Source organism: Streptomyces sp. Go-475 (assembly GCF_003330845.1).
In the GTDB taxonomy this organism is placed as follows: domain Bacteria; phylum Actinomycetota; class Actinomycetes; order Streptomycetales; family Streptomycetaceae; genus Streptomyces.
This window is the reverse complement of the sequence record NZ_CP026121.1, coordinates 7,769,747-7,782,339: the sequence shown is the minus strand read 5'-3', so window position 1 is coordinate 7,782,339 and position 12,593 is coordinate 7,769,747. Positions and strand designations below refer to the sequence as shown.

Genomic DNA, 12,593 nt, shown 5'->3' with positions numbered 1-12,593 from the left:
GCGACCTTGGTTACTTGACGGCCGACTGCGCCTTGGCCAGTGCGGCCTTCGGCGACTCGGCTCCGCTGAGGGCGGACTGGACGGCCTTCCACATCTGCTCGGAGATCTTGGGGTACTTGGTGCCGAGGTCGTCGCTGGTGCGTCCCTTGGCCGCCTTGACCGCGTCGACCCAGGGCTTCAGCTCGGGCTTCGCGGCCACCTGCTTGTCCTGGACCTCGCTGGTGGGGGCCACGTAGGAGAGGGTGGTGTCGGTGTCGTACAGGTTCTCGGTGCTGGTCAGGCAGGACACCAGCTTCTGGGAGGTGGTGTAGCGGCCGGTGTCGCCCTGGACCGGGATGGTGACGAACTCGCCGCCGGTCGGGGCCGCGGCGTTGCCTCCGCCGGAGGCGGGGATGGGCAGGACGCCGTAGTCGAAGCCGGCCTTCTCGGCGTTCGCGAGCTGCCAGGTGCCGTTCTCTGCGAAGGCGTAGTCGCCGCTCGCGAACTCCTGCCAGCTGGTGGTCTGGGTGTTGTTGATGACCGAGTTGGGGGCGTAGCCCTTGTCGAGCCAGCCCTTCCACAGGGACAGCGCGGAGACGCCCTGCGCGGAGTCGAGCCGGGTGAGCTGCGCGCCCGAGCCCCAGAACCACGGCAGGAACTGGAAGCTGCCCTCCTCCGTGCCGATGGCGGAGAAGGTGATGCCCTTCTTGCCCGCCTCCTTGACCTTCGCCAGGGCCGCCGTCAGCGATTTCCAGTCCTTGACCGAGGCGATGTCCACCCCGGCCTTCTTCAGCACGTCCTTGTTGTAGTAGAGGGCGAGGGTGTTGGCCCCGATCGGCGTGCCGTAGGTCTTGCCGCCCGACTGGCCGGCCGCGAGGAGGTTGGGGTCCGCCTTGGTGGTGTCGAGCTTGTTGTCGTCGGTCGTGGTGAGCACGCCCGCGTCGGCCAGGGTCGACACCACCGGGTTGTCGACGATGAGGACGTCCGGGGAGTTGTCCTGCTGCGCCGCCAGCAGTGTCTTGTTGGCCAGGTCGCTGGTGTCGAAGCCGGTCCGCTTGATCTTCACGCCGGCCTCGGTGCCGCAGTCGTCCAGCAGCTTCACCCACGCCGAGCCCTTGGCGAACTGCGGGTAGGGGTCCCAGATGGTGTACGTGCCGCCGTCGGAGTCCTTGGCCGTGGCGCTGCCCGAGCCCGAGGAGCAGGCGGTGGCGCCGGCCGCCACGGCCAGGGCGGTCAGCGCCACGGCGGTCAGACGGCGTTGTCTGGAGGTGCTGTGCATGGTGGGTCCTTCGTTTTTGGCAGCGGTGTGCCGTGGGAGGGATGACGGGGGGAAGCCGGGCACGCCGGACGGCGGCGGTGAGGGATTCGGGTGCGCTGGTCACCCGACGCCCGTGGAGCCGGGGCCGGGAACGTTTCCGTGTGTCGTGGTGGGAAGTGGGGCGGAGGGCTGGGCTTCAGCAGGTGCCGAGTACGGGTCCGGTGCTGGCCCGCAGGGAGATCGGCGGCGCGAGCAGGTGGTGCCGGGGCGCCGCGTCGGGGTGGTCGAGCCGCTCGACGAGGAGGTCGACGGCGCGGCGTCCCATGTCCTCCGCCGGTACGTCCGCCGCGGTGAGCTGCGGGGTCACCGTCTCCGCCCAGCGGCCGGCCACGACGCCGGTGACGGAGAAGTCGCGCGGCACATGGCGGCCCGCCTGCGCGAGCCCCCGGTACAGGCCGCCCACGGCGGCCTCGTTCAGCGTGACCAGGGCCGTGGTGGCCGGGTCGTCGTACAGGATCCGCTCCAGGCAGGCCTGGCCCGAGGCGGCGTCGTCCCCGCAGCAGTACGTCCGCACCGTCAGCCCGCGCTCGGCCGCGGCCTTGGTGAAGCCGTCGAGACCCCGGTGCGCGGACTCGTACCCCGCCCGCAGGAGTTGCTCCGGCCGGTTGACGAAGGCGACCCTGCGGTGGCCGAGGTCCGCCAGGTGGTGCACGCACGCCTCCACCAGCGCGGTGTGGTCCAGGCCCACCCACCAGCCGTTCTCCGGGTGTGCGGTGCGGCCGATGGCGACGGACGGGAAGTCCAGCGCGGCCAGGTGATCGACCCGGTCGTCGTCCAGCCTGATCTCCATCAGGATGGCGCCGTCCACCCGCCGCTCCCCCAGCAGCCGCTGGAACGAGCGGTCGCTGTCCACTCCGCTCGGCGACAGCAGCACGTCGTAGTCGTACGCCGCGGCGGCCTCCACCACACTGCCGATGAAATCGAGCTGCATGCCGGTGTAGTGGTTGCCGGCCGGCGGGAAGACCAGGCCGATCGTGCTGGTGCGGCCGTTGGCGAGGGCGCGGGCGCTCGCGTTGGGCCGGTAGCCCAGTTCGTCGATGACCCGCTGGATCTTCGCGCGGGTCTCGTCCGACACCGGGCGCTTGCCGCTCAGCGCGTAGGACACGGTGCTCCGCGAGACACCGGCCCGCCGGGCGATCTCACCGATGTTCAAGGAGAACTCCTTCCTCGAACCGGTTCGATGCTCCCGGGGGGCAGAGCGTCCGACTCGCGGGGATGCAGGGGTGAGGAGATGACCATCACCGGTCGTCGAACCGGTTCGGTGAAGTGAAGGTAGGAACAAGCCGGACGCCTGTCAACACCTCGAACGACACTTCCCGTACAGCCCCCGGAATCCGGATGATCCGGGACCGCGCTTACGTCAGAGGCATTGCTGGGAGATTCCCCCGGTGCTAGCTTCCTGCGAACCGGTTCGACGAAGTGATCCTTCCGGCGACCGGGGCCCGCTCCTCCACACCCCTTGCCGCGCGGAGCGCCGCCACTGCCACCTGGACGAGCCCCTTCCCTAGGGGCCCACGTGATCGATCCGGTTCGACCCCACGTCATCCCGGAGCCTCCTCGCCGGTGCCGGCACGCGCACGAGCATCCGGCCGAGGCGGGCCGACCGGGACCGTTACTCAAGGATTGAGGACGCGATCCATGCCATCCGCTGACAGATCCGCCCGGCGCCGGGCCCCGGCCGCCGTGGCCCTGGCGCTCGGCGCCGGCGTACTGGTCGCGCCGGCCGTCCCCGCACAGGCGGCCGACACGCCCCGGCCCACGGCCCGCTACACCTTCGACGAGGACGACCTCGCGACCGGGAAGATCACCGACTCGTCCGGCAACGGTCTGACCGCGAGCCTGGTGAACGGCGCCACCGCCCGGTCCGTCGAGGGCCCGAACGGCGGCAAGGCGCTCGCCCTGCCCGGCGGGGCGCCCACCTCCGACGGCGCGTACGTCCGCCTGCCCCGCGAGGTGGTCGGCGACGCGACCGACCTGACCGTGTCCGCCCGCGTGAAGTGGAGCGGCGACCCGTCGTCCTGGCAACGGATCTTCGACCTGGGCACCAACACCACCAAGTACCTCTTCAGCACCCCGTACAACGGCAACGGGCTGCTCCAGACCTCCGTGACCACCGGCGGAGGGGGCGCGGAGGACCAGGTGCGCGGCTACGCGGCGCTGCCCGCGAACGAGTGGCGGACGGTCACCGTCACCCTCGACACCGCCGCCGGCCGGCTCACCACCTACCTCGACGGCGTGGCGGTCTCCTCCGCCGCGACACCCATCAAGGCCCGGGAACTGCTGGACGCCTCGGCCACGGCCGCCGGCTACATAGGCAAGTCGTTCTGGCCGGATCCGCTGCTCAAGGGCGCGATCGACGACTTCACGGTGTGGCACGCGGCGCTGAGCGCCGAGCAGGTGGCCGGTACGGCCGGAGCCGTGCCGACGGTCCTGGATCTCTCGAAGACGTCCTTCGAGGTCCGTACGACCACCGGGACCGCTCCGTCCCTCCCCACCGCCGTCCGCGCCTCCTTCTCCGACGGCTACGACCGCGATCTGCCGATCACCTGGGACGCCGTACCGTCCGACCAGTACGCCCGGCCGGGTTCCTTCACCGTGTCGGGCACGGCAGCCGGACGGGACGTCAAGGCGACGGTCACCGTGGTCCGCGAGGGGCAGCTCACCGTCGACCTGGGCGCGGACACCGGCGCGTTCCACGGCGGCGCCTCCGGCACGCTCTACGGCGTGTACGGACCGGACGTCCCCAGCGACAACCTCATCGAGGGCATGGGCCTGCGCACGGTCTCCACCAAGGCGCAGGACGGCCCGCAACACCCCGGTGCCGACGCGCTGGAGGTGGTGAAGCCGCTGGCCGACTCCACCGACGGGGACGTCTACATCTACATGACCGACATCCACCGCGGGTTCCCGTACGAGTGGCCGGGCGACTCCCCCGCGGAGAAGCTCAAGCTCTACGAGGAGAAGATCGCCAAGCAGGTGGACCAGGTCCTGCGGCTGCCGGAGCAGTACCAGGACAACATCGTCTTCGTGCCGTTCAACGAGCCCGAGGGCAACATGTTCGGCACCGGTCAGTGGAGCTACAACAAGGTCAGCTGGCTCAACGACCCCGACGACTTCTTCGCCGCCTGGGACAGCGCCTACAGGCTCATCAAGGGCAAGATGCCCGACGCGCGCGTCGCCGGCCCCAACACCAGCGTCCTCTACGACCAGGTGAAGGGCTTCCTCGCACACACCCTGGCCGCCGGCACCGTCCCCCAGGTGATCACCTGGCACGAACTGAGCCACCCCGAGGCGGTGCGCGCGAGCGTCGCCAAGTACCGGGCGTGGGAGAAGGAGCTGTTCGAGGGCACCGACCGTGCGGGCAGCCAACTCCCCATCAACATCAACGAGTACGCCTTCAACTACCACACATCGGTCCCCGGCCAGATGATCCAGTGGGTGTCCGCGATCGAGGAGTCCAAGGTGGACGCCGACATCGCGTACTGGAACATCGACGGCAACCTCTCCGACTCCGCCGTGCAGTCGAACCGCGGCAACGGCCAATGGTGGCTGCTGCACTCGTACGCCTCGATGAGCGGGCACACGGTGGCGGTGAACCCTCCGTTCCCCGGCGAGAACTACACCATGCAGGGCGTCGCCACCCTCGACGAGAAGAAGAAGCAGGCACGGCTGATCTTCGGCGGCTCCACCGGCAAGGGCCACATCACCTTCGCGGGCGTTCCGCGGAAGCTCTTCGGGAAGAGCGTGCACGCCTGGGTGCGGGAGATCGAGTGGACCGGGCAGGTGGGCGATTCCTCCGGCCCGAAGCTGCTGGCCGAACGGACCGTGGACGTCGCGCGCGACGGCACGGTCTCCCTCGGCTTCGGCGACGGCACGCTGCCGGCGCTCAAGGAGTCCTCGGCGTACGAGATCGTCCTCAGTCCGGCCGGAAAGGCGAAGGGCACCCAGTCACCGCCCGTGCGCTGGCAGGGCTCCTACGAGGCGGAGGACGCCGCCCACACCGGGTCCGGCTGGTCGAAGAACGGCCCGGAGGGCTCGCCGCGTGACGTGTCGAAGTTCTACACCTCCGGCGGCTACGACGTCGGCGGCCTGCGCACCGGTTCGGACGTCACCCTCGACTTCACCGTGGACGTGCCCGAGGACGGCACCTACGACCTGAGCGTCTTCGCCAACTCCCTCAACACCTTCGACAGGGTGAAGGAGCAGGGCCCCACGAACGTCTTCCTGCGCGTGGACGGCAAGGCGGACAGCGAGCGGGAGCTGTACCTGCCCCTCGGCTACAAGTGGGTGGTCTGGGACCACACCGACACCAAGGTGAAGCTCACCAAGGGCAAGCACACCCTGACGCTCGCCGCGAAGAGCGCCGACGGCAAGGGCGTCACCAAGGGCGACGCCATCGTCGACCGCCTCACGCTCTCCCTCCCCGAGGCGTCCTCGAGCACCCAGGTGTACGAGGGTGAACTGGCCTGGCTGGGCGGCGGGGCCCGGCCCGTCTACGACCTGCCGAAGCGGGCGGCCACGGGATCGGGCGCGGCCCGGCTCAAGAAGGGCCAGACCGCCACCTTCTGGGTCTCCTCCCCCGCCGACCGCGAAGCCACCCTCAGGATCGACACCCTCGGCGGCGCGGACGCCCGCGTCTCCGTCAACGGCCGGAGTGTGCTGCGCCTGGACAAGGGCGGGAACAGCGTCGCGGTCTCCCTGTCCGGCGGCGTGAACAAGGTGACGGTGACCGGGGGTTCGCCGACCACCCTCGTCGACCGCCTGACGGTCACGCCGACCGAGGGCACCCTCACGACGCGTACGTACGAGGCGCGGGACGCCACCCTCGCCGGTTCGGCCGAGCTCAGCCCGCTGTCGCTGGCCACGGACGGCACCGCGATCACCGGCATCGGCGGTGCCCCGGGCAACGGCAACACGGCCACGTTCACCGTCGCCGCGGACAAGGCGGGCCTGTACGCGCTGCGGATCCGCTACTCCAACCCCGAACAGTCCCCGGCCACCCACTACAACCCGGACCCGCTGGCCCGGCACGCCGATCTCACCGTCAACGGCGGCGAGCCGCGGCGCGTCGGCTTCCCGCACACCTTCCACCAGAACAACTTCTGGGAGCTGACCGTCCCGGTCGAGCTCAGGAAGGGAGAGAACACGCTGAGCTTCCGCTCCGAGGAACTGCCGAACTTCGACGGCACGACCTACGCCTCGGAAACCTTCCCCGGGGTGCTGCTCCGCTCCCGCTACGCGCCTCTGATCGACCGGATCACGGTCGCGCCGTACGCGAGGAAGGTGCGGTGACGAGGAGGCGCCCGGGTCCGTCGGCCTGACGGACCCGGGCGCCTCGCTACCGAGCCCGATGTGCGACTGTCTCCAGTCGGGACGACAGGATTTGAACCTGCGACCCCTTGACCCCCAGTCAAGTGCGCTACCAAGCTGCGCCACGTCCCGCCGCGTCCCGCGGGGTGAACCGCGTGATCGCGCAGGTCAACCCTACCGCATGTGCGGAGCGGGGATCAGCCTCGCGGACCTGGGGGCGGCATGTGTTCGGGGTGTGAGGCGCGCAGCGCGCACGTGCCGAGGACCTGCTCGCCCGGCTCGAAGGGTTCGTCCCCGGGTCCTCGCCGGCGGCCGATCCGGGCGCCGGTCCAGCCGGCGAGGCCCACCGTCGAGACGGCGACGGCGAGGACGGCCCACCAGGGCAGTTCCGCCTTGGTCGCGTGTCCGGCGCAGGCCACGACGGCCAGGAGTGCCGGGACGGCTCCTCCGGTCGGTCCGGCTCGCCTGACGGGTCGGTGCCGCGTCTCGTCCACCTGTTGCTCCCCCTTCGCCGCGCGCTCGTATGCCCCGGAATTCCCAACTGCCGGGCATATGCCGCAAACAATACGCGAGTCGGCGGGAACTCCCGACCAGGGCATAGGGGTTGAGACGGACACCGACCGCCGTACAGTGGCCAACTGGCCACCGAGGTCGCGTAGATCACCGCTGCCGCGCCACCGGATCAAGCCGGCGGCGCCGTCGTCGTCCCCCGGATCTCCAGCGTCGGCGCGGCCAGGTGGAGCCGTCCCTCGCCCCCGGGCCGTTCGAAGCGGTCGAGGAGGAAGCGGGCGGCTCGGCGGCCGACCTCGTGGCCGGCGTTGTCGACGGTGGTGAGCCACAGGTGGCGCAGCCGGGAGACGCTCGTGTTGTCGTAGCCGACGACGGACACGTCGTGCGGGACGCGCAGTCCGAGTTCCTCCGCCGCCGACAGGGCGCCGACGCAGGTGATGTCGTTGGCGGCGAAGACGGCGGTGGGACGGTCGGGCCGGCTCAGGAGGCGGACCGTGGCGCGGTAGCCGCCCTCCTCGGTCATGTCGCCGTTCTCGACGACGGCCCGGTCCGCCAGACCGTGCGCCCGCATCGTCGCCTCGAAGCTGCGGCGGCGCAGCTCGCCCACGGCTCCGAAGCCGGCCAGGTGCGCGATGCGGCGGTGGCCGAGGCCGATGAGGTGCTCGGTGACCAGCCGGGCGCCCCGCTCGTCGTCGCCCGCGACCTGGTCCACCCCGGGCGGCACCGGCTCGCGGGCACCGGCCAGGACGACCGGCATGCGCTCGGCGGCCGCGCCGAGGGCCGCCGGATCGGGCAGGGTGCCGACCACGACCAGGCCGTCGACGCGCAGGTCCAGCAGCGGGTCGGCCGGGTCCTGGCCGGTGCGGCGGTTGAGGCGGGCGTCGGCCAGCAGCATGTGCAGGCCGCGCTCGCGCAGGAGGGAGTTCAGGCCGTCGAGGAGGTCGACGAACCAGGGGTTGCGCAGGTCGTTCAGGAGGACGCCGACGGTGCGGGTGCGCCGTTCGCTGAGGGAGCGCGCGGCGGCGTTGGGCCGGTAGCCGAGTTCCCGGGCGGCCCGGAGCACGGCGTCCCGCTTCTCGGGGCGCACCTGGTCGGAGCCGCGCAGCACCAGCGAGACCAGCGACTTGGAGACGCCGGCCCGTTCGGCGACGTCTCGGATGGTCGGTGGTCTCATGGCATGGACCGTTCCACGGAGGGCTCCGGCTTGTCAAAGGGTTGACACCAGCGGAAACCACGTCCCAGGGTGGCCTGGACAGGTTCTGGAACGGTCCAAAGAGGGGCTCTCATGGTGGACACGCTCGGCGTCGCCGTCGTCGGTTTCGGCTGGATGGGGCGGGTGCACACCCAGGCGTACGCGCGCGTGCGGCACCACTTCCCGCGGCTGCCCCTCGTTCCGGGGCTGGTGACGGTCGCCGAGGAGGTGCCGGGCCGGGCGGAGGAGGCCGCCGCGCAGTTCGGCTTCGCCTCGACGACCCGCGACTGGCGCGAGGTGGCCGCCGACCCGCGCGTGAAGGCGGTCAGCATCACCGCGCCGAACTTCCTGCACCGCGAGATCGGCGTCGCCATGGCCGAGGCGGGCAAGCACATCTGGATCGAGAAGCCGGTGGGACTGACCGCCGAGGACGCCCGCGCGGTGGCGGACGCGGTGGCCGGGGCGGGCGTGCAGGGCACGGTCGGCTTCAACTACCGCAACGCGCCGGCCGTGGAGGCGGCCCGCGAGCTGATCGCCTCCGGCGAGATCGGCACGGTCACCCACGTCCGCGTCCGGCTGTTCAGCGACTACGCCGCCCATCCCGAGGGCGCCCTGACCTGGCGGTACGAGCGGGAGCGCGGGGGCAGCGGGGTGCTGGGCGACCTGGCCTCGCACGGCGCGGACCTGGCCCGGTTCCTGCTCGGCGACATCACGTCCCTCACGGCCGACACGGCGATCTTCCTCCCGGAGCGGGCCCGCCCGACCGGTGCGACGGCGGGCCACAGCCGCGCCTCGGGCGGTGAACTCGGCCCGGTCGAGAACGAGGACTACGTCAGCTGCCTGCTGCGCTTCGCCTCCGGGGCGCGCGGGGTGCTGGAGGCCTGCCGGGTCTCGGTCGGCGAGCAGAACAACTACGGCTTCGAGGTGCACGGCACCAAGGGGGCGGTCTTCTGGGACTTCCGGCGCATGAACGAGCTGGGGATCAGCCGCGGCACGACGTACCAGGACCAGTCCGTCAGCACGGTGTACGTCGGCCCGGGGCACGGCGAGTTCGCCGCGTTCCAGCCGGGCGCGGCGAACGCCATGGGGTACGACGACCTGAAGGTCATCGAGGCGTACCGCTTCCTGCGCTCCGTCGCCGAGGGCACCCCGCACGGGGCGACCCTGGAAGACGCGGTGCACAGTGCGGCCGCGCTGGACGCGATGGCGCGGTCGGCCGCGAGCGGCACCTGGGCGGAGGTGGGCGGCCCGGCGTGACGCGCCGCCCGCCGTCAGCGCCCGGGCCTGGAGCCCTGAGCCGTCAGCCCCGGGCCTGGAGCCGTCGGCCCAGGTAGACCCGCAGCGGGACGAGGACCAGCCACCCCCACATGATCCGGGGGCCGGTCACGAACACCAGCGGGACGGTGACGAGGAAGACCACCACGGAGGCGGCACCATCCAGAAGATAGAGCGTGCGGGCGGCCTCTGAGGGCCGGTCGTGGCGCAGCCAGGGGCGTCGGGCCAGGACGGCGGCCACCGCCAGGTGGGAGGCGCCGAGCGCGGCGACCGCCCCCGCGTAGACGGCGACGGACACGGGCTGGTCCCCGTACTCGGCGAGCAGCCGGGTGGGGAAGGGGACCAGCGCCGCGACGCCGAGGCCGGCCATCGAGAGGGTGATCACCTGCCCGTCGATCTCCCGTACGTCCTGGAAGATCCGGCGGTGGTCGCGCCAGTAGCTCCCCAGCACCGCGACGCTCAGCGCGTAGGCCCCGAGGTCGGGCAGGAGCTCGCGCAGGGCCGCGCGGTAGGCGGCGGTATCGAGGTCCCGGGCCACCGAGAGGTCGAGGACGAGCAGCGTGATGGCGATGGCGAACACACCGTCGACCAGGGTCACCAGCCGTTCGGGTCCGCCGTCCGGTCGCGAGGTCCACATGGGCCCCGACCGTAGGGGCCCGGGCGCGCCTTCCCCAGGACCCACGCCCGGCCCCCGTACCCGGATCACACGGCCGCCTGCGGCGGCATGTTGTACGGCGTCACCACCTGGATCGCCGACGGCAGGGTCGGCCCCGCCGGGGGCAGGGCGCCGTGGGCGCGCATGACGGTGTGGCAGGCCTCGCGCACGTCCTGGCGGAGGTCGTGGTGGAGCACGGCGGACAGGCGGTGCTCGCGCAGCAGCCGGGTGTTGTCGTGGTCGAGGTCGTGCGCGACGAACACCGCGCACGCCCGGCCGAGGTCGTCGAAGGCCCGCAGCGTGGCGATGTTGCCGCCGCCGATCGAGTACACGGCGCGGATGTCCGGGTCGCGTTCCAGCGCGGCCCGGACGAGGTCGTACTGGGTGGCGTCCAGGCCCTGCCCCTCGGCGATCTCGACCAGCGTGCGCTCGGGGTGCCGGGCGCGCATGGCGCTGCGGAAGCCCATCTCGCGCTCCTCCTCGTTGCGGAAGAAGCCGCTGCTGAGGCTCGTGAGGATGTTGCCCGGCCGCTCCCCCAGCCACTGCCCCATGAGGTACGCGGCCGTCGCGCCCGCCGCCCGGTCGTCGATGCCGACGTAGGCGAGGCGCGCGCTGGCGGGCAGGTCCGTCACCAGCGTCACGACCGGGATGCCGGCGGTGGCGAGCCGGCCGACGGCGGCGGTGACCTCGGGGACGTCCGGCGCCTTGAGGATCACGCCCTGCGAGCCGCGCCGGGCGATCCGGTCCAAGGTCCGCACCAGCTCGCCGACCGGGCCGGTCTCGCGGAAGTGGAAGCGGGAGCGCAGCACCGCCGGGTGCAGTGCCGGCAGCTCCGCCTCCAGGGCGGCCCGGATCGCGGTCGTGAAGCGTTCCGGCGCCTGCATCACGATGTCGACCATGAAGGTCCGGCCCACGAGCCGGACCTGGGTGCGCTGCCGGTCGAGGTCCGCGATGGCCTGGTGGACCTCCCGCGCGGTGCTCTCGCGCACGCCGCCCCTGCCGTTCAGGACCCGGTCCACGGTGGCCTCGCTCAGACCCGCCTGACGTGCGATCTCCCGGATCGGGAAGGGGTGGCCCACGCCTCGCCTCCTTGAGGGGTTTTTGATGGCTCGCTGCTGGTTGTTCGAGGGGTTTGTACTGACAAGAATGGCAGGGCTGCGTCGGTCCGTGACCCCCGAAGGGACGACGATGTCCATCACTTCCCTATCCCGCCGCGCCTGGCTGTCCGAGCACGACTGCGACCTCGACGCGTTCCGCGCGCTGGTCGAGCAGGCGACGGACCCCGCCGACTATCCGCACGCCTCCACGGTCGAGCGGAACGTGCCGGTCTACGACGCCGGCCTGGTCGAAGGCGACCGTGTGGTCCAGGCCGAGCTGGTGCGGGCGCTCGCCGACGGGCCGGGCATCGTCGTCTTCCGCGGCGCCTTCCCCGACCCGGAGGTCGTGGACCGGGCCACCGCGGTGTTCGAAGGGCTGATCGCCGAGCAGCGTGCCTCGGGCGCGACGGCCGGCGACCACTTCGCCGCGCCCGGCGCCAACGACCGGGTGTGGAACGCGCTGGAGAAGGCGGCCCTCTACGACGCGGAGACGTTCGCCGACTACTACGCCAACGAGGTGCTCGCGCTGGTCTCCACGGCCTGGCTGGGCCCCGGCTACCAGGTCACCTCCCAGCTCAACGTGGTCAACCCGGGCGGCGCCGCCCAGACCGCGCACCGCGACTACCACCTGGGCTTCCTGTCCAACGAGACGGCCGCCGCCTACCCGGCGCACGTGCACCGCCTCTCCCCCGTGCTGACCCTCCAGGGCGCGGTCGCGCACTGCGACATGCCGGTGGAGTCCGGGCCGACGATGTACCTGCCGCACTCGCAGAAGTACGAGCCGGGCTATCTCGCCTGGCGGCTCCCGGAGTTCCGGGCGTACTTCGAGGCGCGCCACGTGCAACTGCCGCTCGCGAAGGGCGACGCGGTCTTCTTCAACCCGGCGCTGTTCCACGCCGCCGGCACCAACCGCTCGGCGGACATCCGGCGCATGGCCAACCTGCTCCAGGTGTCGTCGGCGTTCGGGCGGGCGATGGAGACGGTGGACCGGGAGGCCGTCGCCAACGCCGTGTACCCGGTGCTGCTCAAGCGCCGGGCCGAGGGTGCCGACCAGGCGTGGCTGGACCGCGTGATCGCGGCGAGCGCCGAGGGCTACCCCTTCCCGACCAACCTCGACAGCGACCCGCCGGTCGACGGCCTGGCCCCGCCCTCGCAGGCGGATCTGCTGCGGCGGGCGCTGCGCGAGGAGTGGACGCCGGAGGTGCTCCGGGCGGAGCTGCGGGCCGGTGCCGAGCGGCGAGAGAGCTGAGGAACTCC

Annotated in this window: 9 protein-coding genes and 1 tRNA gene; 3 read left to right on the top strand and 7 right to left on the bottom strand. The window is 71.9% G+C overall.

All coding sequences use genetic code 11. The features are described 5' to 3' along the window. Nucleotides 1–10 precede the first annotated feature (10 nt). Complete coding sequence (locus tag C1703_RS35315) at nt 11–1,258, bottom strand: sugar ABC transporter substrate-binding protein (RefSeq protein WP_114256661.1); 1,248 nt, start codon at nt 1,256–1,258, stop codon at nt 11–13. Nucleotides 1,259–1,433: 175 nt separating this feature from the next. Continuing rightward, a complete protein-coding gene (locus C1703_RS35310) occupies nt 1,434–2,450 on the bottom strand; it encodes a LacI family DNA-binding transcriptional regulator (RefSeq protein WP_114256660.1) in 1,017 nt (338 codons plus the stop codon). 485 nt (nt 2,451–2,935) lie between these two features. Between C1703_RS35310 and C1703_RS35305 the strand changes: the two genes are divergently transcribed. Beyond that, the gene (locus tag C1703_RS35305; protein ID WP_114256659.1) at nt 2,936–6,589 is read left to right on the top strand and encodes a LamG-like jellyroll fold domain-containing protein; all 3,654 of its coding nucleotides are present in this window, start codon (nt 2,936–2,938) and stop codon (nt 6,587–6,589) included. Nucleotides 6,590–6,665: 76 nt separating this feature from the next. Here the strand turns inward: C1703_RS35305 and C1703_RS35300 are convergent. The 3 genes from C1703_RS35300 to C1703_RS35290 all read right to left on the bottom strand — a co-directional run bounded on the left by C1703_RS35300 (nt 6,666) and on the right by C1703_RS35290 (nt 8,291). Further along, nucleotides 6,666–6,739 (bottom strand) — tRNA-Pro (locus C1703_RS35300). 65 nt (nt 6,740–6,804) lie between these two features. Beyond that, nucleotides 6,805–7,101 carry a hypothetical protein gene (locus tag C1703_RS35295; protein WP_114256658.1) on the bottom strand — a complete coding sequence of 99 codons (297 nt, stop codon included), beginning with the start codon at nt 7,099–7,101 and terminating at the stop codon, nt 6,805–6,807. 188 nt (nt 7,102–7,289) lie between these two features. Further along, nucleotides 7,290–8,291, bottom strand: a complete 1,002-nt coding sequence (locus tag C1703_RS35290; protein ID WP_114256657.1) for a LacI family DNA-binding transcriptional regulator — start codon at nt 8,289–8,291, stop codon at nt 7,290–7,292. A 111-nt stretch (nt 8,292–8,402) separates the two neighbouring features. Here C1703_RS35290 and C1703_RS35285 point away from each other — a divergent pair, with 111 nt between their 5' ends. Then, the gene (locus C1703_RS35285; RefSeq protein WP_114256656.1) at nt 8,403–9,566 is read left to right on the top strand and encodes a Gfo/Idh/MocA family oxidoreductase; all 1,164 of its coding nucleotides are present in this window, start codon (nt 8,403–8,405) and stop codon (nt 9,564–9,566) included. A gap of 43 nt (nt 9,567–9,609) precedes the next feature. On the opposite strand, the gene C1703_RS35280 is transcribed toward C1703_RS35285, so the two are convergent. Both C1703_RS35280 and C1703_RS35275 read right to left on the bottom strand, forming a co-directional pair. Further along, nucleotides 9,610–10,221, bottom strand: coding sequence for a TMEM175 family protein (locus C1703_RS35280; protein WP_114256655.1), 612 nt, complete (start codon nt 10,219–10,221; stop codon nt 9,610–9,612). A gap of 65 nt (nt 10,222–10,286) precedes the next feature. Next, nucleotides 10,287–11,318 (bottom strand): LacI family DNA-binding transcriptional regulator, encoded by a 1,032-nt coding sequence (locus C1703_RS35275; protein ID WP_114256654.1) that lies wholly within the window; start codon nt 11,316–11,318, stop codon nt 10,287–10,289. A gap of 109 nt (nt 11,319–11,427) precedes the next feature. On the opposite strand from C1703_RS35275, the gene C1703_RS35270 reads away from it, so the two are divergent. Continuing rightward, nucleotides 11,428–12,585, top strand: coding sequence for a phytanoyl-CoA dioxygenase family protein (locus C1703_RS35270; RefSeq protein ID WP_114256653.1), 1,158 nt, complete (start codon nt 11,428–11,430; stop codon nt 12,583–12,585). The last annotated feature ends 8 nt before the right edge of the window (nt 12,586–12,593 follow it).